Source organism: Streptomyces sp. NPDC051664 (assembly GCF_044453545.1).
Taxonomy (GTDB): Bacteria; Actinomycetota; Actinomycetes; order Streptomycetales; family Streptomycetaceae; genus Streptomyces.
This window is the reverse complement of sequence record NZ_JBITCU010000030.1, coordinates 28206-47838: the sequence shown is the minus strand read 5'-3', so window position 1 is coordinate 47838 and position 19633 is coordinate 28206. Positions and strand designations below refer to the sequence as shown.

Below are 19633 nucleotides of genomic sequence, written 5' to 3'. Positions count from 1 at the left end.
GGAACGGCCGGTCCCGCACGGGCTCAGGGGAGGCAGAGCATCGTGGCCCGGGGTCTACTTGAGACCCGCCGTGGCGATGCCCTGCGTGAAGAAGCGTTGGAGGAGGACGAAGACGAGCAGTACCGGCAGCACCACCAGGAAGGCCCCCGCCATCAGGACGCCGTTGGAGCCGTCCGCCTTGGTCGGATCGGTGGCGAAGGTGGCCAGGGCCACCGGCAGCGTGTACTTGTCCGGGTCGTTTGTGGCGATCAACGGCCACAGGAAGTTGTTCCAGGAACCGAGGAACACGAAGATCGTCAGCGTCGCCAGGGCCGGCTTGACCAGGGGCAGCACGATCCGCCAGAAGATGAACCACTCGCGGGCTCCGTCGATGCGGGCCGCCTCGAGAAGCTCGTCCGGAATGGCCATCATGAACTGCCGCATCAGGAAGACCCCGAAGGCACCTGCCGCGAACGGCAGGATCAGCGCCGTGTAGGTGTCGATCAGCCCCATCTGGCTCATCATCACGAACTTGGGGAGCAGCATGAGGTTGCCCGGCACCATCAGCGCGCCGAGGACGATGCCGAACACCGGCTTCTTTCCCACGAAGTTCAGCTTGGCCAGGGCATATCCCAGCATCGAGCAGAACAGCAGATTGCAGACCGTGACGAGTACCGCCACCAGCACCGAGCTGAAGAAGGCCCGGCCGACGTCCATCTTCGCCAGCAGATCCCTGAAGTTCTGCAGAGTCCACTCGGTCGGAATCCACACCGGCGGGCTGGCCCCCAGCTCCTGGGGAGTCTTGAAGGCCGACAGCGCCATCCACAGGAAAGGCGCGGCCATGGCCAGCAGACCGGCACTCAGCAGGACGTAGACGAGCGCCTTGCGGCTGCGGGCGCCCGAGGCCTGCGGCACGGCGCGGACCGTGGGTGCGGAATGGGCTCGGGTCTCGGTGGCGCTCATGCGGTCTTGTCCTTCAGCAGACGGAGCTGGAGCAGCGTGACCGCCAGGACGATCACGAACAGGACGTACGCCATGGCGCTGGCGTAACCCATGTGGAAGAAGTTGAAGCCCTCCCGGTACATGTGCAGGGAGATCGTCAACGTGCTGTCCGACGGGCCGCCGTCGGTCATCACGAACGGCTCCTCGAAGACGTTGAGGAAGCCGATGGAGGTCATCACCGCGACGTAGAGCATGGTCGGCCGCAGAAGGGGGACCGTGATCCTGCGGAACTCCTGGAAGACCCCCGCACCGTCGATCCTCGCCGCCTCCCGGACGTCGGTCGGGATGGCTTGCAGTCCGGCGAGGAAGAGGACCATTGCGGTGCCCATGTTGCGCCAGACCGCCATCACGATCAGGGAGGGCATGGCGAGCGCCTCCGAGCCGAGGAAGTCCGGTGTGTCCAGGCCGATCTGGTGTCCGAGCCCCGCGACCAGCCCTTCGCCGGGGTCCAGGACGAAGCGCCAGATGACAGCGACCGCGACGATGGCGGTGACGACGGGCGCATAGAAGCCGACACGGAAGAAGGTGCGCATCCGGTCGATGCCGGAGTTGAGCAGCACCGCCGCCAGCAGTCCGCTGCCGATGGTCAGCGGCACGCCGAGCACCACGAAGTAGCCGGTGTTGAACAGCGCCCGGACGAACTTCTCGTCCTCGAAGAGCTTCGTGTAGTTGTCGAAGCCGACGAAATTCACCGAGAGCGGGTCCGTGACATTGCGGAGGCCGAAGTCCGTGAAGCTCATCACCAGCGTGGCGACGATGGGAAACGCCATGAAGGTGAGGAAGAGCGACAGGAACGGTGTGGAGAAGAGCCAGCCGGCCAGATTCTGCCGGGACAGCCGGTCCCGGCGGGGCCGGGTCGCCCCCGGCTCCTCGGCCCGCGCGCCCTTGACCGCCGGGTGCTGTGCGGTGCCCGGTGCCCGTTCCGGCGCGCCGGCCTCGGCGGCGGTGCTGTTCATGAGGTCAGCCCACCAGGCCCTCGGTGGACTTCTGGAGCTGCTTGGCCGTTGCGGCCGGGTCGGCACCCCGCGCGATCTTCTCGAGGGCGCTCTCGATCTGGGCGGCGAACTCGTTCCACTTGGCCATCGGCGGGACCGCTCCGGCCGTGTCGAGTGACTGCTTGAAGGCGCTGAGGGACTCTCCGCCGCTCTTGAGGGCGGGTTCGTTCCATGCGGCCTTGTTGGCGGGGAGCGACTTGGCTATCTCGTACCAGTGCGCCTGCATCTTCGGCGTGCTGAGGAACTTGGTGAACTCTTCCGCGGCCGCCTTGTGGTCGCTGTCCTTGAAGGTGACCAGGGAGGCGCCGCCGACCCAGGACGTGGAAGTCTTGTCGGCCGGCACCGGCACCACCTTCCACTTCCCCTTCAGCTGGGGCGCCTGGTCCGTGATGTTCTGCACCATCCAGGGGCCGGACTGGAACATCGGCGTCTTGCCCGAGGCAAAGCCCTTGAGGACGTCCTCGCCCGGCACGAAGTTCTTCTTGGCGAGCCCGGCGCCGAAGTAGTGACCGAACTCCGTGAACGCCTTGATGGCCTCGGGGGAGTCGAGGGCGGGCTTGCCGTCCTTGCCGAGCAGCTCGCCGCCCGCCGAGTAGAGGTACTGCAGCCAGCCCTGCCAGGCGCCGGTACTGCCGGGCTGGAGGGCCGTGCCCCAGTCGGCCCCGGCCTTGTGCTGGTACGCGGAGGCGAGGTCGCTCTGTTCCTTCCAGGTGGTCGGGGCCTTGGTGACGCCGGCCTTGTCGGCGAGGTCGGTGCGGTAGTAGAGCGCCCGGGTGTCGGCGTACCACGGCACTCCGTAGACCTTGCCGTCCTGGACGTTCCCGTTCCAGGCGGCGGGGAAGAAGTCGTCCTTGTCGAAGGTGCCGGTGTCCACCGGCTCGAGGGCGTCGAGGGAGATGAACTCGCCCATCATCGTGGAGCCCATCTGCGCCACGTCGGGCAGCTTGCCGGCAGCCGCGGCCGCCACCAGCTTCTGGTGGACGACATCCCAGCCGACGGGGGTCACCTTGACGGTGATGTTGGGATGCTCCTTGGTGAACTCCTCGGTGACGGACTGGAGTCGCGCACCTTCCTCGCCCATGGCCCAAACGGTGACGGTCTGTTTGGCGTCGGCCGCGACCCCGTTGCCGCCGCTGCTGCCGCAGGCGGTCAGACCGATGGCCGAGACCACTGTCATGGCCAGACCGACGGACTTGGCGATGCGTGACATGTGACTCCTCCTCGAGTGCATGTGTGCAGTTCGTGTATGCGCTTCATGTATGCGCTTACACATTGGCGCACGGATGACCCTGCAGCATGCCTCGGGTGGCCTCAAGGGGCGCGTCGGTAACACTTTCGTAAACGTGCGGGATTCCGTGTGCCGCAGGGGTGTTTCGCCCCACTCGCGGTGCGGTCGGCTGCGGTGCTCACGGCGTCGCGCAGCCGCAACTGGCCCGCCGCATCAGCGTCACCGGCAACACCCGTGCCACGCCGGGCCGTTGGCGGTCCGCGATCCTGGCGACGAGCAGCTCGACCGCTTCCTGGCCGAGCCGGCCCATCGGCTGTCGTACGGTCGTCAGTGCGGGCCGTACCACGCGGCTCAGCGGGATCCCGTCGAAGCCGGTCACGGCCATGTCGCCCGGCACGCTGATGCCGTGCGACGCGAGTGCATGCAGCCCACCCACGGCCATCTGGTCATTGGCGAGGACCAGCCCCTGGGGGCGCTGCCCCGGCAGGTCGAGGAGCGCCTCGACGGCACGGCGGCCGGCATCCTGGGTCAGATCGCCCCGCATATCGGGCTGTTGCGGAAGCGGTAGCCCCGCCTCGAGGTGGGCCGCCTGGAATCCGCGGAAGCGCGCCTCGCCGTCGGGGGAGTCCGACGGGCCGCCGACGAAAGCGAGTCTGCGCAGGCGATGGTCGGCGATCAGATGCCGGGTGAGCTCCAACTGGCCGTCGAAGTTGGCCACTTCGATGTGGTCGTGGTCGGCGTCCCGGTCCCCGGCGAGCATGACGACGGGCAGCCGTCTCGAGATGACCTCCAGGTCCTCGCTCGCTATTCCGGTCTGGGCGAGCAGGGCGAGCCCGTCCACCCGCCCGGCGACCTCGGCGAGTTGCTCACTCGTAGGTTCCGCCTGCGCCGCGGCGATCAGGAGCGCGTAGCCGTGCTGCCGGGCGGCGCGTTCCATGCCACGGATCACCTGGTCGGCATAGAGCATCAGCTCGGTGTCGTCCGCCGTCGGTACGCTCTCGGCGACGGCGTCGTGGATGTCGGGGAAGTAGAGGCCGAGGACTCCCGTCGTACGGCTGGCCAGCCCCCGAGCACTCCCGCTGGGCACGTATCCCAGCTCGCGACCGGCGGCCAGCACCCGTTCCCGGGTGGAGGCGCGTACGGAGTCGGGGTTGCGGTACACGCGCGACACCGTCGCGATGGAGACGCCGGACTGCTCGGCGACGTCGTACACCGTCGGAGTACTCATGGTGCTGCCTTGCCTCTCCCGTATCCCTGGCCCTGCGTATCCGGCAACCCGTGTCACCTGCCCGAAAGCGCGTTCAGCCTATGGTCGGGCGCCGTACGGGGGAAGGGACGGAGGGCCGGAGCGTAGGGACAACACGCCCGAACCGAGAAACAGGACGGCGTCGCTGACCTCCCGCGGCACGCTGTCGAAGAAGATGCGGCGCACACGGTCATGGCGTCCGGTGCGGGCCAGCAAGCGGTCGGCGGAGGAAGGGCGGGTCGTGGAGATCCGCGTACGACAGCGGCCGCTTCGAGGGCTGCACCGACGGTCCCTCGGTCGGCTGCCGCACCCTGCCCACGATCACCGACGAGCCCGCGTCCGGCTGGAACGAGTTCGCGGTCACCGCCCCCACGCGCTACCGCTGCCTGCGCTACGTCGGACCCGACGGCGGCTACTCCAGCGTCGGCGAGATCCAGTTCGTCCCCCGGCCCAGGGCATCAGGGTGCAGGCGCGCGCCAAGCTGCGCCGACTCGACGACAACACGGTCGTCACCAGCTACCGCAACACGGGCGAGCGTTCCGTCCACGACCTACGCCTCCAGCTCACCGCCGCCTCGGCAGCCGACCTCGGCTCATCCCGGGCACAGGCGCAGGACGCGGCGCGTTTCGGGACCGTACTGCCGGGTGAGACAGTCGCGACCCACCGGAGCCTGAACGTTCCGCTGTCGGCGGCGACCGTCACCTATCACCTCATCGGGCGAGCGGACTTCGCGACCGGGGGCGGAAGCGGAGACGACACCCCGCGCCATGAAGCCGCCGTGATCGCCCGCTCGCGACCCGCACCCTGACCGGCGGTCAGAGCATCGATATCCGGATCGAGTAGTACGACAGCGGGTGGGACGCCACACGGCTTCGCTCGTCGCGCATCGCCTCTCACCTCCCGGGTCGGAGTTCCGCGACGACCCGGCCGCCGTCGAGGAAACGCTCGACGGCTCCCTGCGGCGTGGCCGCGTCGTCCTTGGCGGTGATGATCTCCTTGGAGTAATGCGCGATGTAGACCCGCCGGCTGCGGTCGGTGAAGGCGGGTCCGCTGCGGAGCATTACGACGCCCGAGAACACCGCGATGGAGCCCGGCCGGTCGGGCACTCGCCGAACCAGGAGAGAGCTCATCATCGACTCGCACTGGTATTGGACGGAGAACAGCAGGCGGTCGGAGCCGATCTCCAGGAGGCTGTCCAGCAGTGCCTGCGAGCGGAAGACGCCGCTTTCCCCGATACGCCGCCCGGTTCCCCGGGGTGTCCCGGCCGCCGATGCGCGGCGACCGGGACCTCCGGCTCAGCGCAGGTCGAACCGATCGAGGTTCATCACCTTGTCCCACGCTGCCACGAAATCACGGACGAACTTCTCTCCCGCGTCCCCTGATGCGTAAACTTCCGCGATGGCTCGGAGCTGGGCGTGTGAACCGAAGACGAGGTCGACAGCGGTGGCGGTCCACTTGACTTCGCCCGTGGCGTGATCCCGGCCTTCGTATACGTTCGCGTCCGAAGTCGACGCCTTCCACTCCGTGCCCATGTCCAGCAGGTTGACGAAGAAGTCGTTGGTCAATGCCTCCGGCCGGTGTGTGAAGACGCCATGTGGGGATCGCCCGAAGCCGGTGTTCAAGGCCCGCATGCCGCCGATCAGAACCGCCATCTCGGGAGCGGTCAGCGCCAACAGGTTGGCGCGGTCCAGGAGGAGAGTTTCCGGCGACAGCTTCTCTCCTGCCGGGAGGTAGTTGCGGAACCCATCCGCCCTGGGTTCGAGCACGGCGAACGCCTCCACGTCCGTCTGCTCCTGCGAGGCATCCGTGCGCCCCGGCGCGAACGGTACCGAGATGTCGTACCCGGCGTTCTTCGCGGCTTGCTCGACGGCCGCGCACCCGCCCAGGACGATCAGGTCGGCGAGTGAAACCTTCCTTCCGCCGGCCTGCGAGCGGTTGAAGTCCTGCTGGATCTGCTCAAGGGTCTGCAGCACCTCAGCCACCTCGGGCAGGTCGTTGACCTCCCAGTCCCTCTGCGGCGCGAGCCGAATCCGTGCCCCGTTGGCCCCGCCACGCTTGTCGGTGCCGCGGAAGCTCGCCGCCGACGCCCAAGCGGTGGTGACCAGCTGGGAGACGGACAGTCCCGAGGTGAGAATCCTGTCCTTGAGGGCGGCACTGTCCTCGTCCGTGACGAGTTCGTGATCGAGGTCGGGGACGGGGTCCTGCCACAGTTGCGGCTCGGGAATCCACGGGCCGAGGTAGCGCGAGCGGGGTCCCATGTCACGGTGCAGCAGCTTGTACCACGCCTTGGCGAACGCCACTGCGAGCTTTTCCGGGCTCTCGTGGAAGCTCTTCGCGATCGGCCCGTAGATCGGGTCCAACTTCAGCGACAGATCCGTCGTCAGCATCATGGGAGCGTGCCTCTTCGACGGATCGTGAGCATCAGGCACACTGTCCTTGGCCGAGGGATCCGTGGGAGTCCACTGCTTCGCACCGGCGGGGCTCGTCGTCAGCTCCCATTCGTACCTGAACAAGTTGTCCAGGTACCCGTTGTCCCACTTCGTCGGCTCGGAGGTCCATGCGCCTTCGAGCCCACTGGTGAGCGCGTCTGCGCCTTTGCCGCTGCCGCAAGTGTTCCTCCAGCCGAGGCCCTGCTGCTCGATGGGGGCGGCCTCGGGTTCCGCGCCGATGTACTCGGGATCGACCGCACCGTGACACTTGCCGAACGTGTGGCCGCCGATGATGAGCGCAGCCGTCTCCTCATCATTCATCGCCATACGCCCGAACGTCTCGCGAATGTCCCTGGCGGCAGCCATCGGATCCGGGTTGCCGTTGGGCCCCTCCGGATTGACGTAGATCAGTCCCATCTGCACGGCACCGAAGGGACCGGTGAGTTCCCTGTCGCCGGTGTAGCGCTCATCTCCGAGCCATGTGTCCTCGGGGCCCCAGAAGATTTCCTCGGGTTCCCAGATGTCCTCTCGTCCGAAGCCGAACCCGAACGTCTTGAACCCCATGGATTCCATGGCGCAGTTGCCGGCGAAGACCAGAAGATCGGCCCAGGAGATTTTCCGGCCGTACTTCTGCTTGATCGGCCAGAGCAAACGGCGCGCCTTGTCGAGACTCGCGTTGTCGGGCCAGCTGTTGAGGGGGGCGAAGCGCTGAGCGCCGGAGCCGCCACCGCCCCGGCCATCGGCAATTCGGTACGTACCCGCGGCATGCCAACTCATCCGGATGAAGAGCGGGCCGTAGTGGCCGTAGTCGGCGGGCCACCAGTCCTGCGACGTCGTCATCACCTCGAAGACGTCCTGCTTGAGCGCGTCTGGGTCGAGGGTCGCGAACTCTTCTGCGTAGTTGAAATCCTCATCCAGTGGCTTGGATCGAGGTGAGTGCTGGTGGAGCACTTGAAGATCCAGCTGATTCGGCCACCAGTCCCGGTTCGTCCTGGGGCCGGTCTGCGTGGGGGCCGGGGAGGGGATCGCCGGGTTCTCGCTTTCGCTGCCGGACACGTCCGTCCTTCTTCCTGTCTCGGTGTTCCATCTGCTGGTTCTTGCTCGTGACGTTGTTCGCGTCTCTGGTGTCGAGCACAGCGACCCGCGCTCGTGGCACGCCATGACGCCCGCCGGCCGGACGCCTACCGGGCCCGCGGCCGGCAACGTGGGGCTTTCGGCCGGCAAGAACCTTTTCTCGCGTATGACACCGGTGATTGTGCGGATTCGGCGTCCGTATGGTCGCGCACCGCGGACCGCACTGCTACGAGAACACGCAGAGCATCCCTGGCAACAAGAAATCGAAAGCCCAATTCGTTCGGGCCCGGTCTCCGGATCGACGGCTGATGGCTGTTCCGGCCTCTGGGAAATGTGAGAGAGGCGGCCTTTTCTTATCATCCTGCTCACCCCACCGAAGTGACGAGCAGAATGGTAAGGGCATATGACGGCCTGACAAATGACGGAGAGGCGACCTCGCCACAATGTGTGTGAAGCTGGCTCTGCCGGTACCACCGCCGTTAAGGTCGGAGGCCAGGTCCAGAAGGTCACCTCATCCGCTTCCCGACAAGAGCCGGACATCAGCGGGTGATCTTCCGTTGTCCCATCGAACCTGAACAGGTGAACCGATATGAGTGGCCTGCCGGAGCGACTGCGAGGGCGTGGTTGGCGGATGACGTCCCAGCGACGTGTCGTTGCGGAGGTCCTCGATGGTGAACATGTGCATCTCACGGCCGACGAGGTGCTCGTCCGCGCGGCGGAGCGGCTGCCCGAGATCTCCCGGGCGACCGTCTACAACACCCTGGGCGAACTGGTCTCCCTCGGCGAGGTCATGGAGCTCTCCACCGACGGCCGTGCCAAGCGCTACGACCCCAACGCTCACCGCCCCCACCAGCACTTGGTGTGCTCCAGCTGCGGCATCATCCGCGATGTCCACCCGGCCGGTGACCCGTTGGCCGACTTCCCGGCGGAGGAGCGGTTCGGCTTCACGGTGTCCGAGGTCCGGATCACCTACCGTGGGCTGTGCCCCTCCTGTGTCGCCGGTCTGACGCAGGTGTGATCTCGGTCCGTAGGTCATAACCGGGCATCAACGTGCGGCCTGGATGATGCCGGTGAGGTGAAGCGCGGCCAGTTCCCAGCCGCAGGCGCCCGGCCTGACGGGCGGCCCGTCGGCGTGCCGACGCGAAGCGGCGCCCGGTCCGGTCCAGTGCCCCTCTGCCGAACTCAGAGTCCGGTGACCTTGGCGCTCGCCGACAGCTCGTAGACCAGGGTGACCGTGCGGCGGCTGCCGGGCGGGAGGGTGATGTCCCAGCGGGCGATGCCCTCGGCGTCGACCACATCGGGCGCCGGGAAGCACGAATCCTTGTGCAGGTGTATCTCCACCGCCGAGACCTCGGAGACAGGGATCCGCTCCCGAAGGACGACCACCCGCTCGCTGTGCTCCCCGGGGGCGGAGAACCGGGACAGGTGCAGCCGGACCGTGCGGGTGACCACGGTCCGCTGGGTGATACCGGCGGAGTCGCGGGACTCCTCGGCATGCCGGACGACCCTGTAGTCGTCGCAGCTGCCGAAAGCCAGCTCAACGGGGGCGCCGGGGGCAGTGAAGTCCAGCGTGCCGCGGCCGCTGAATCCGCTGCCGCGGACGAGGTCCACGGGCCCGGCGAGCAGCGCGTGGCCGGACACGTTGTCGAACCGCACCACCTGGGTGACCAGGGGGGACAACTCCGGTGAGCAGGCGTACTCACTGCGGGCGGCCGTGGTGAATGCGGAGAGCAGCACTCGGTGGGCGCGGCCGTCACCGGGCACCGAGACCGGCGCGGGGGATCTCAACACCCGCGCCTCTCCGCCGTCGTCCACCCCCGGCAGCCCGAGCACCGGGGCCGGGCCGAGGGCCCCGATCTCCTCCTCGCGCAGCTCGACGTCGACCGTGCGGCGCTCCGCTGCGGTGCGGTCCTTGAGCGTCAGCCGGTCCTCGCCCAGCCGTGGTGGATCGGTGGCCAGCGCCGAGCGGGCCGTCGACAATGTCAGCCGTACGTCCGACCAGTCCTCACCGGTGCGCTGCCAGACCATCGCGTCGGTCTCCAGTGTCAGTGAGTCCCCGTCGAGCACGGCCCGATAGGCGGGCCGCCACAGTGCACACGGGGTGAGGTGGCTCAGACGCAGCCCGACCGGCCCGGCGACCGCGGCCTCCACGGTCAGCTCGATATGGCCTACCAGCTCGGCGGGCTCATCCTCGGAGAGATGCATGGCCCGCTGGGCTTCCCCGAGTTCGACGGCGAGGGCAGCCAGCCGGGCCTCCACTGTTCGGAGTTGCTCGCCGTGCGCGTCGCGCTCGTCGTCCACCCGGTCCAGTTCGCGAGCCCAGCGGGGCCGTTCGGTCTCCCCGGAGCCGGCGCCTTCGCCGATCTCCCGCAGCAGATCGGCGGCGAGGCGGCCGAGCAGGTCAAGGCGCGCTTGCAGCCGGTCGCGTCGCTGTCCCAGGGCCAGCTGCTCCTCTTCGAGGATGTGTACGCGGTGGCGCAGGGCGGAGTCGTCGTCGGTGGACGGCAGCGGCCCGCGCGGCGTCCAGCTGCGGACGATGCGCACGTCGAGCACGGTAGCGGGGTGATCGGCGGTCAGCTCGGCATGGAGGGTCCGGTCGACGGCCAGCGCACTGACCGGCCCGAGACGCAGCCGCTGGACTCCGGCCTCCAGGTCGAGCACGACGGTGCGCTCGATGTGGGCGCGATCCTCGAGGCACGTGACGGCGGTGACGGGGAGGGCGATCGGCTTCGGGGCCGTGGACATGGCGTGTGTCAGCTCCTGCGGTTGCCGCCGACCAGGGCCTTGCCGGTCGGGATGCGGATCTCGTAGCCGCCGTCGAGGGCGGCGGTGTCGCCTGCGGGCAGTTCCAGTCGCCAGACGCGGGTTCCCGGCGCATGGCGATCGGGCCCCGTGCCTTCCTCGGGTGCCGTCCAGTCGGCCCGTTCCTCGATCCGGACGTCCGGATCGGAGGTGACCGGCACCTGCTCGCGGACTTCCACGGTGACGGGCCTCGCGAGCCGGTTGGCCAGCTCCACGTGGACGCGGTGGTCAAGCACGGTGGTGTTGTTGCGCAGGCCCGAGGTCGACTCGTGCAGGTTCGTACGGCGGGTGACCCGGATGCCCTCGGCCGGCCCGAGCCCCACCCGGCGGACACCGCCGGGGGCAAGTGTGGCCAGTGCGGCGGTCAGCAGGAAGTCGTCGTCGACGGTGACCTCCACCGGGCCGGCCAGCAGTGCCTGGTCGGTGGCGTTGGAGAGCACCAACGTCGCGTACACGGTCTGCTCCACGGACGGCACGCAGAGGTACTCGGTACGCAGGCCGACCGGGATCTCGCCGACGGTGACGGTGTGCCAGGTGCCGTCCGACGGAATGTCGGCGCGGGCGGTGGCATCGAAACGGTGGTCGAAGGAACCCGCCGACTCACGAGGCCGCACGGCCCGTCCGGGCAACGGCAGCGCGACCACCGCTTCGGCGCGGCGCCGGTACTCGGCCGCCACCGGGTCGAAGGGGGAGTCGGGAAACAGCCGGCCTCTGCGACCGCCCTGTTCGCCGGGGCCGCACAGAACCAGGGCGGCATAGTCGAGCTCGGCGCCGCTCGGCTGCGGCGGACCGGCTACCGGTGCCGGAGGGGGTGGCGGCGCAGCCCGGCCAGGAGCCGCGGGCGCCATGGCTGCGGGGGCACCCGCGAAGGACCCGCCGCCGGTACGCGGCCTGTTGCCCGGTCGCGACCCGCCTGGCTGCGCGAGGGCGGGCATCCCGCCGCCGAACACTTCCGGGGGAGCGCCGTCTGCGCCGCCGGGCACCGGCACCGCGGCCGGCGGACCGCCGTAGCTCTGCGGTGCGGGCGGCGGGGGAGGCGGTGGCGGCGGAACGGGACCGGATGCGGAGCCACCCGCGACACCCATGGGCGCGGGGCCGGCCCCGACAGCCGCGCGTGCGACGCTCGTGGCCGGGCCGGGGCCTGCCGCGTCGTAACCGGAGAACAGGTCGACGAGCCCGGCCGGGGGCTCGCGCCAGCCAGAAGGCGCGGGGGCGGGCTGACTGCGTCCGATCCGGATCGAGCGGAGCCTCGGCAGGTCGGTGCGGCGTCGAAGATCGGCGGTGGCCAGGGCGATGCGAACGCCGGTCCAGTCCTCGCCGGTCCGCTGGGCGACCGAGGCGCGCAGCACCAGACGGCCGCTGCCGTCGCCCTGACGGTGAGTAAGGCGGTAGGCCGGCACCCAGACGGCGCCCGGCACCCCGTATTCCAGCTCCAGCTCCACCTCCGCATCACCCGTGCCGTCGAGGGTCAGGACCGCGCAGACCGTGGTCTCCACGTGTGCTGACGGCGCATCGGTGGAGGCGCGGGCGAGCCTGTCGGCGGCGACGGTGAGCTCGTGCTCGACGTTGCGCAGTGCCTCCTCCAGCTCGACGAGGCGGTTGTGCAGTCCCGTCAGCCGCTCGTCGACGAAGTCGGCTAGCTCCAGCCACGCGTCGACCGGGGTGCGGCGGTGCGGGTCCTCGCGCCTGCGGGCAGGTGGGACCGGGTGGAGGGCCTCGACCTCCTCGACCAGGCTCAGCTGTCGGTCCCGGCGTCCCTGTGCCGCCGCGTACTCGTCGCTCAGCCGCTCGACCTCGCGCCGCAACTCGTCGGCCGTGCCCGTGCGGAGCGGCTCGGCCTCGACCTCCACCCGGGCCTCGGTGACGCGCACCGCGGGGGCGCCCAGGACCCGGGCCCGCAGCGAGCCCGGGTCCAGCGAGCGGGGCAGTCCCGTCACTCGCACCCGGCCGTCAGGCGACACACTGCCCCGGGCCAGCCGTCGGCAGACCGCGCCCTGCGCGTACACCACGACCGAATCGAGGGTCGACCCCCACCTCGGTGTTGACTCAGCCGTCATGTGCTCCGCCCCCCGCCGCGTCCATGCTGGGCGAAGCCTACGCCCGGGCGGTCTGCGCGCGCGATCACCGTCCGCGAACAGCTCCGGGGAAAATGCGATTGCCGACCAGCGCGGTGTCGGCCCGCGGGCTCAGGTGAGGGCGGCGACCAGCAGGGCGAAGGCGGCGATGATGACGGCGACGCGGACGTAGTGGAGGCGGTCCCAGCGGTTCATCTGCTGCTTCCAGTCGGCGGGCCGGTTGTCAGGGGTCCAGGTCTTGCCCCGGTTGTTGATCGGGACGAGCAGCAGGATCGACATGATCACGCTGAGGATCAGCAGCGCGGCGGCGGTGACGACGAGGCCGGTGCCGTGGTGGTGCCATCCGGCGATGGCCCAGATCGCGACGAGGACGAGCGAGGTGATGTACCAGACCGGCATCACGGCGCCGAGCATCCGGCCCCCGTGGGCGCGGCCGAGTTGGCCACTGTCACCGGGGAGTGCGTTGAGGATCGGATTGATGACGAAGGCGACGGAGAACTCCACCCCCACCATCACGCCGACGACCACGGTGGTGAAGACCTGGAGTGCGTTGAGCATGATGACCCCTCCTGGGATCTAGCGCTGCTAGCTGATGAAGCAACGCTAAGGCTTCTGCCGCTCGATTGTCTAGCAGTGCTAGGATCGAATCATGTCGGTACAGGAACGCAAGGAGCGCGAACGGGCGGGCCGCGAGCGCCTCATCGTGGCCACGGCCCGCGAACTCGCCGAGCAGCAGGGCTGGGACGCGGTCACCACCCGCCGGCTCGCCGAGCGCATCGAATACAGCCAGCCCGTCCTCTACAGCCATTTCCGCGGCAAGCGCGAGATCATCGGCGCCGTCGCCCTCGAGGGTGCCGCCGAGATGGCCGCGGCGCTGCGGGCCGCGACCTCCGGCGCGGACGGCCCCCGCACCCGGGTCGCCGCCCTCGCCCGTGCCTACCTCGACTTCGCCGAACTCAACCCGGCGGTCTACGACGCCATGTTCCAGCTCGACGGCGGCCTGGCGTTCGCACACGAGGACACCCCCGAGCCGCTGAAGGACGCCTTCGCCGCCCTGCTGGAGAACCTCGGCGAGGTCGCCGGGGACGGCGTCCACCCGGCACTGTTCACCGAGACGTTCTGGGCGGCCCTGCACGGGCTGGCCACCCTGACCCGGGCGCGACGGCTCCCGCCGGAGGACACCGAGCGCAGGGTGGAACTGCTGGTGGACCGGCTCGCCATGGTCTGACACACCGTCCCGCCGGGCACGCAGCCGGGGTCCCATGACCTCGCTGCCTGCCTCCGGCATCGCTTCCGGTCACTCGCGCCCACACGGCACAGCCGCAGACCGCCGGGCCCCGTACCCCCGACGGGGCGCCCGCCCCGGAAGCCGCGGTGCTCATTGATCACAACCCGATACGCGCCCTAAGGGCTGTCCCGTAACCCCTGGCGGGCGCACGACGACAGCTACGGCACCTCGCTGCGTTGTCGGAACGCCCGAATACGCCCAGTATGAGGACGCTCCTCCGCCTTGCGATGCACCGCATCCGACGCCGCGCGCTGATCCACCGGGGATTACGGGACAGCCCTTAGGAGTTGGACCAGTCCCTGGTGGAAAGGACCAGCAGGTAGCCGTCCGGATCTTGGAGCGTCACGCCCCACGTATCCCAATACGGATTGTGCGCCGCTACCCGCTTCCCGCCGTGCCGTTCGAGGCGTTCGACCAGGGAAGCAGGCACCGGCTCGCCGAGGTAGATCACCAGCAGGTCCTCGGGGGTCGGCTGTGGATCCACGGGTGCGGCGGGATCATGCACGAGCTCCAGATGCCACCCGGCACCCGGCCAGCCGACCATCAGGAGCGAGTGGCCGCCCGGCGTGCCATCCGCCGCATGCTGGTACAGAACGTCGAGACCCAGACCCGAGATCCAGAACTGTTCCGCCGCACCCAGGTCACGTGACGGACGAGCGATGCGTACATGGGCTGTGGCATTGGCCGGCATGTGCTACCCCCGGTCGGAACGGAGCTGCCGTACGCCGACTGCTCATCACGAGGACCCTAGCGAGCAGACGAGCACGCGCCCATCGGGCGCTGGTCCTAGGTCCGTCGCAGAAGTGCTCGTGACAGCGACCGGCGAGCGGCTGTGGCCAGCACTCTCGCAACCGGCCCCGGCTCGGGATTCAAGGTGCGGCGATACCCACCCCTTGATGCCGCGCGACGTAGTGAATCTCGAACGGGTTGCCTGAAGGCCCAGGGGGGTGTCAGGGGGCCGTGCTGCATGCGATGAACCCCGTCGTCAGGTCGCGGGCTGCCGCAGCACGGCGACGCCCCTGGGGGACAGAACGAGGCCATCGTCATCGCCTACCCGACCGATCAGGAGGTCTCCGGCGAGTCCCGTCACCGGCACCGTCTCGTCGGTCCGGTTGACCAGGAAGAGGTAGCGGCTGTCGTCGTCGCGGCGCACGATCAACTCGACAGTTCCCCTTGCCCCGTCGGGCAGTTCACTGCTGACATCGGCAGAGGCGAGCAGCTTCGTCAGCAGAACGGTGAGACCCTCCGCACCCAGCCGGGTGGAGATGTAGGAGGCCGAACCCTGGCCCACGGTGCGGCGGGTGACGGCGGGCCGGCCGGCGTACGCACCGCTGCGATACTCGGCGATCACCTCCACCTCGGGGTCGGTGACGGTGATCAGGTCGGTCCACAGAGTGCCCAACGTGTTGCCGTCCAGCGCGACTTCGACCGTGTCGCCGTCGAGCAGGGGGCCGAACTCCTCGATGCGGATACCGAGCAGATCGCGCAGGGCTCCCGGGTATCCGCCGAGCCAGATGTGGTCGTTCTCGTCGACGACGCCGGAGAAGTACGTGGTGACCAGGTGGCCGCCGTTCTCGGCGTACCGGGTGAGTTCCTCGGCCAGCGCGGCGGGGACGACGTGCAGCACCGGCGCGATCAGGAGCCGGTATCGGTCGAGGTCGGCCTGCGCGGTGACGACGTCTGCCCGTATGCCGAGGGCGAGGAGGGCGGAGTACCAGTCGAGCGCCTCCTTGCGGTAGTCGAGGAGGGAAGTGGGATGGGAGTCCTGCTCACTCGCCCACCACGACTCCCAGTCGAAGACGATTCCGACGCGTGCCGTTTCCCGCTCGGACCCGGCGACCGGAGCCAGTGTCCTGAGGGTCCGGCCGAGGTCGGTCACCGCGCGGAAGGCGTCGCTGTCGGCCCCGGCGTGCGGCACCATCGCCGAGTGGTATTTCTCGGCGCCGGCCGCCGACTGTCGCCACTGGAAGAAGCACACGGCGTCGGCGCCGTGCGCGACGTGCAGCAGCGAGTCGCGGGCGAGGTCGCCAGGACGTTTGGCCAGGTTGACGGCTTGCCAGTTGACGGCGCTGGTGGAGTGCTCCATGAGGAACCACGGACGTCCGCCCGAGATACCGCTGACGAGGTTGGCGGAGAAGGACAGTTCGTCGCGGTCCTGGGGGCCTGGCGTGACGTAGTGGTCGTTGGAGACGAAGTCGATCTCATCAGCCCAGTCGGCGTAGTTCATCCCCTTGGTGCCGCCCATGACCATGAAGTTCGTGGTGACGGGAACATCGGGCGTGATCTCGCGCAGCACGTCCCGCTCCGCGCGCAGATACTCCTTCAGCGCGTCGGAGGAGAAGCGCTTGAAGTCCAGTTGCTGCGTCGGGTTCGGGTGGGAGGCGGCCAGCCGGGGCGGCAGAATCTGCTTCCAGTCGCTGTACCTCTGGGACCAGAACGCGGTGCCCCAGGCGTGGTTGAGTCCTTCGAGTGTGGTGTACCGGGCGCGCAGCCAGTCGCGGAAGGCGCGGGCGGCGTCGTCGGAGTAGTCGTAGATGTTGTGGCAGCCCAGCTCGTTGGAGACGTGCCAGGCCACCAGCGCGGGATGGTTCGCGTACCGCTCGGCCATCGTCCGCACCAGGCGCAGCGTGTGCTCGCGGAAGACGGGCGAGGTGGGACGCCAGTGCTGCCGCGCCCCCGGCCACACCGTCTCACCGGAGGCGGTCACCGGGAGGATCTCCGGATGCGCCGTGGTGAGCCAGGGGGGCGGAGACGCGGTGGCGGTGGCCAGGTCGACTCCGATGCCTCCCGTATGCAGCAGGTCCATGACCTCGTCGAGCCAGGAGAAGTCCCACTCGTTCTCGGCCGGCTGGATGCGGGCCCAGGAGAAGATCCCCACGGAGACGATGTTGACGCCGGCCTCACGCATCAGCCGTACGTCCTCCGCCCACACCTCGCGTGGCCACTGCTCCGGGTTGTAGTCGGCTCCGTAGGCGAGGCGGGGAGTGCGATCACCGTCCGGCCCGTGCTTCAACTGGGACAGGAGGGTGGAGATCATGGTGGTCCTTCCGCTGCACGGGTGGCGCGAGGTGATGCGTGGTTGCTTCGGAGAGGCTGCCGCTGCGAGCTTGCTCCTCAGCGGCAGCCTCCGGGCGGCTGCTTCTGAGCGGTTACTTCTGAACGGTGAAGCCCTGCTCGTTTCCGTACTTGACGGAGGCGTCCTGCCAGCTCTTCAGAGCGTCGGTCAGCTTGGTGCCGGATATGTAGGCCTTGCCGACGGTGTCGTTGAAGATCGAGTTGGCGTAGACCTGGTAGGGCAGGTACGACCAGTCGGAGGCGACGTTCGCGGCCGACTCGGCGAATATCTTGTTGGCCTGCTGTCCGCCGGAGTACGGGAACGCGGTGTTCTGGAACGAGCTGGACCGGAGATCGGCGGTGGTCGCCGGGAAGGCGCCCGCCTTGAGCCGGGTCTGCACGCCCTTGCCGGCGTTCGCGTACTCGGTGAAGGCGTAGGCGAGTTCCTTGTTCCTGCCCAGTGTGGGCAGCGCCAGGGAGCTGCCGCCGTTCTCCGCGCTGGCCTTGTCGCCGGCGGTCCACGCGGGCAGCGGTGCGGCGCGCCAGTCGCCGGAGGCACCCTGCACGCCCGTGGCGAAGTTGGCGGGCATCCAGGCTCCGGTGGCCAGGGTCGCGATGGTGCCGTCGCCCAGCCCCTTGTACCAGTCGTCGCTCCAGCCGGTGATGGGCGCGAGCAGCTTCTCGTCGAGGAGCTTCTGCCAGACGGCGGTGTACTTCTGGGCGCCGGCGTCGGAGAAGTCGATCTTCACGTTCGTGCCGTCGACCTTGTAGGGGCGCGAACCGGCCTGCCACAGCAGGCTGGTGGTCTCACCGGCGTCGCCGGTGTCATTGGCGATGTACGCCTTGGGGTCGGCCTTGTGCAGGGTGCGGGCCGCCGTGAGGTACTCGTCCCACGTCGTCGGCACCTTGATCTTGTACTTGTCGAAGACCTTCTTGTTGTAGAAGAGGGCCATGGGCCCGGAGTCCATCGGCAGCGCGTAGACGTTCTTGCTGCCGGACTTCACGGAGTTCCACGGGCCGGGGGAGTACTTGCTCGCGAGCTTGTCGGCGCCGTACGGGGTCAGGTCGTCCAGCCCCTTCGTCAGCGCGTACTGCCCCAGTGCGTAGTACTCGATCTGCGCGACGTCGGGGACGCCCTTCTTCGCGGAGATGGCATTCTGCAGGGCCTTGTACTGGTCGTTGCCGGTCCCCGAGTTGACGAGCTTGACGTGGACGGCCGGGTGTTCCTTCTGGAAGTCGGCGGCGACCTGCTTCAGCGTGGGCTCCCAGGCCCACACCGTGAGGGTGCCGCCCTTCTTCAAGGCCGCATCGATGTCCTTGGAGGAGACCGCCTTCGTGCTGGAGCTGTTGTCTTCGGAGCCGCCGCAGGCGGTCGCCCCCAAGGCGAGGGCCGAGACCAGGGCGAGGCCGCGCAGCAGGCGGCGGGGGTTCATGTGCATGGGAGTGCTTCCACTTCGTCGTGGCCGAAACCGTGCCTGATGAGGGTTGAATCTGTGGGGGAGACCGGGTGTGTGGGGCTGCGGGGTTACTCCTTGACGCTTCCGGCGGCGAGCCCGGACTGCCAGTACTTCTGCAGCAGGAGGAACGCGGCGATCAGCGGCAGGATGGTGATCAGCGAGCCGGTGATCACCAGGTTGAAGACGGGCGTGCCGCCGGCGGTGGCGGCCTGCGCGTTCCAGCTGTTCAGGCCCAGGGTCAGCGGATACCAGTCCGGGTCCTTGAGCATGATCAGCGGCAAGAAGTAGTTGTTCCAGGTCGCGACCATCGTGAACAGCGAGACGGTCACGATGCCGGGTGCGAGCAGTGGCAGGACGACCTGGAAGAAGGTGCGTAGTTCGCCCGCGCCGTCGATGCGGGCGGCCTCCAGCAGTTCGTCGGGGACGGCCTCGGAGGCGAAGACCCACATCAGATAGAGGCCGAACGGTGAGATGAGGGACGGGATGATCACCGACCACGGGGTGTCGGTCAGCCCCATCTTGCTGAACATCAGGAAAGTGGGGACGGCCAGGGCGGTTCCCGGCACCGCGACGGCACCGATGACGACGGCGAAGACGGTTCGTTTGCCGGGGAACTTGAACTTCGCCAGGGCGTAGCCGCCCAGGACCGCCAGCAAGGTGGCGCCACCGGCCCCGACCACGACGTACAGCACGGTGTTCAGCAGCCAGCGGGTGAAGACGCCATCGCTGTAGGTGAACGTCTCCCGGATGTTGTCCCACAGGGCGAAGTCGCCGTTGAACCACAGCCCGAAGGAATGGGCCAGCCCCTCCTGGGTCTTGGTGGCGCTGATGATCAGCCATGCCAGCGGCACCAGGGAGTAGAGGAGGACCAGACCGGTGAGCACGGTCAGCTCCACGCTGCGCCGTGGGCGCCCCGGGCTGTGCCGGCGCGGCGTGCGCAGGCGGGGGGTGGAGCCGGCCGAAGGAACTGATGGCTGAGTGAGGGTGGTGACGGGGCTGCTCAT

At 68.7% G+C, this 19633-nt stretch carries 16 protein-coding genes; 3 read left to right on the top strand and 13 right to left on the bottom strand.

Annotated features, from left to right (window positions below):
• Positions 1 to 54: 54 nt before the first annotated feature.
• From ACIA8E_RS34020 to ACIA8E_RS34005, 4 genes are all read right to left on the bottom strand, one after another.
• Complete coding sequence (locus tag ACIA8E_RS34020; RefSeq protein WP_399304027.1) at positions 55 to 942, bottom strand: carbohydrate ABC transporter permease; 888 nt, start codon at positions 940 to 942, stop codon at positions 55 to 57.
• A complete protein-coding gene (locus tag ACIA8E_RS34015; protein WP_399304025.1) occupies positions 939 to 1937 on the bottom strand; it encodes a carbohydrate ABC transporter permease in 999 nt (332 codons plus the stop codon). Before ACIA8E_RS34015 ends, ACIA8E_RS34020 begins: the two co-directional genes overlap by 4 nt.
• A 4-nt stretch (positions 1938 to 1941) precedes the next feature.
• A complete protein-coding gene (locus tag ACIA8E_RS34010) occupies positions 1942 to 3186 on the bottom strand; it encodes an extracellular solute-binding protein (RefSeq protein ID WP_399304023.1) in 1245 nt (414 codons plus the stop codon).
• A 196-nt stretch (positions 3187 to 3382) separates the two neighbouring features.
• Positions 3383 to 4432: a LacI family DNA-binding transcriptional regulator gene (locus tag ACIA8E_RS34005; RefSeq protein WP_399304021.1), complete on the bottom strand. Its 1050-nt coding sequence runs from the start codon at positions 4430 to 4432 to the stop codon at positions 3383 to 3385.
• A 481-nt stretch (positions 4433 to 4913) separates the two neighbouring features.
• Between ACIA8E_RS34005 and ACIA8E_RS34000 the strand changes: the two genes are divergently transcribed.
• Complete coding sequence (locus ACIA8E_RS34000; protein ID WP_399304019.1) at positions 4914 to 5258, top strand: hypothetical protein; 345 nt, start codon at positions 4914 to 4916, stop codon at positions 5256 to 5258.
• A gap of 85 nt (positions 5259 to 5343) precedes the next feature.
• On the opposite strand, the gene ACIA8E_RS33995 is transcribed toward ACIA8E_RS34000, so the two are convergent.
• Both ACIA8E_RS33995 and katG read right to left on the bottom strand, forming a co-directional pair.
• Positions 5344 to 5556 (bottom strand): hypothetical protein, encoded by a 213-nt coding sequence (locus ACIA8E_RS33995; RefSeq protein ID WP_399304017.1) that lies wholly within the window; start codon positions 5554 to 5556, stop codon positions 5344 to 5346.
• Positions 5557 to 5745: 189 nt separating this feature from the next.
• Positions 5746 to 7935 (bottom strand): catalase/peroxidase HPI, encoded by a 2190-nt coding sequence (gene katG / locus ACIA8E_RS33990; RefSeq protein WP_399304015.1) that lies wholly within the window; start codon positions 7933 to 7935, stop codon positions 5746 to 5748.
• Between the two features lie 607 nt (positions 7936 to 8542).
• Here katG and ACIA8E_RS33985 point away from each other — a divergent pair.
• Positions 8543 to 8971 carry a Fur family transcriptional regulator gene (locus tag ACIA8E_RS33985; protein WP_399304013.1) on the top strand — a complete coding sequence of 143 codons (429 nt, stop codon included), beginning with the start codon at positions 8543 to 8545 and terminating at the stop codon, positions 8969 to 8971.
• Positions 8972 to 9135: 164 nt separating this feature from the next.
• Here ACIA8E_RS33985 and ACIA8E_RS33980 read toward each other — a convergent pair whose 3' ends face one another.
• The 3 genes from ACIA8E_RS33980 to ACIA8E_RS33970 all read right to left on the bottom strand — a co-directional run bounded on the left by ACIA8E_RS33980 (position 9136) and on the right by ACIA8E_RS33970 (position 13388).
• Positions 9136 to 10698 carry a DUF4139 domain-containing protein gene (locus ACIA8E_RS33980; protein ID WP_399304011.1) on the bottom strand — a complete coding sequence of 521 codons (1563 nt, stop codon included), beginning with the start codon at positions 10696 to 10698 and terminating at the stop codon, positions 9136 to 9138.
• Between the two features lie 8 nt (positions 10699 to 10706).
• A complete protein-coding gene (locus ACIA8E_RS33975; RefSeq protein ID WP_399304009.1) occupies positions 10707 to 12812 on the bottom strand; it encodes a DUF4139 domain-containing protein in 2106 nt (701 codons plus the stop codon).
• A 129-nt stretch (positions 12813 to 12941) separates the two neighbouring features.
• Positions 12942 to 13388 carry an anthrone oxygenase family protein gene (locus ACIA8E_RS33970; RefSeq protein ID WP_399304007.1) on the bottom strand — a complete coding sequence of 149 codons (447 nt, stop codon included), beginning with the start codon at positions 13386 to 13388 and terminating at the stop codon, positions 12942 to 12944.
• 91 nt (positions 13389 to 13479) lie between these two features.
• Between ACIA8E_RS33970 and ACIA8E_RS33965 the strand changes: the two genes are divergently transcribed.
• Entirely contained in the window at positions 13480 to 14058 is a 579-nt protein-coding gene (locus tag ACIA8E_RS33965; RefSeq protein WP_399304005.1) for a TetR/AcrR family transcriptional regulator, read from the top strand.
• Between the two features lie 340 nt (positions 14059 to 14398).
• Here the strand turns inward: ACIA8E_RS33965 and ACIA8E_RS33960 are convergent, their stop codons facing one another.
• The 4 genes from ACIA8E_RS33960 to ACIA8E_RS33945 all read right to left on the bottom strand — a co-directional run bounded on the left by ACIA8E_RS33960 (position 14399) and on the right by ACIA8E_RS33945 (position 19633).
• Entirely contained in the window at positions 14399 to 14809 is a 411-nt protein-coding gene (locus tag ACIA8E_RS33960; RefSeq protein ID WP_399304003.1) for a VOC family protein, read from the bottom strand.
• Positions 14810 to 15103: 294 nt separating this feature from the next.
• The gene (locus tag ACIA8E_RS33955) at positions 15104 to 17155 is read right to left on the bottom strand and encodes a beta-galactosidase (RefSeq protein WP_399304001.1); all 2052 of its coding nucleotides are present in this window, start codon (positions 17153 to 17155) and stop codon (positions 15104 to 15106) included.
• A 112-nt stretch (positions 17156 to 17267) separates the two neighbouring features.
• Positions 17268 to 18611 (bottom strand): ABC transporter substrate-binding protein, encoded by a 1344-nt coding sequence (locus ACIA8E_RS33950; protein ID WP_399303999.1) that lies wholly within the window; start codon positions 18609 to 18611, stop codon positions 17268 to 17270.
• A gap of 86 nt (positions 18612 to 18697) precedes the next feature.
• Entirely contained in the window at positions 18698 to 19633 is a 936-nt protein-coding gene (locus ACIA8E_RS33945) for a carbohydrate ABC transporter permease (protein WP_399303997.1), read from the bottom strand.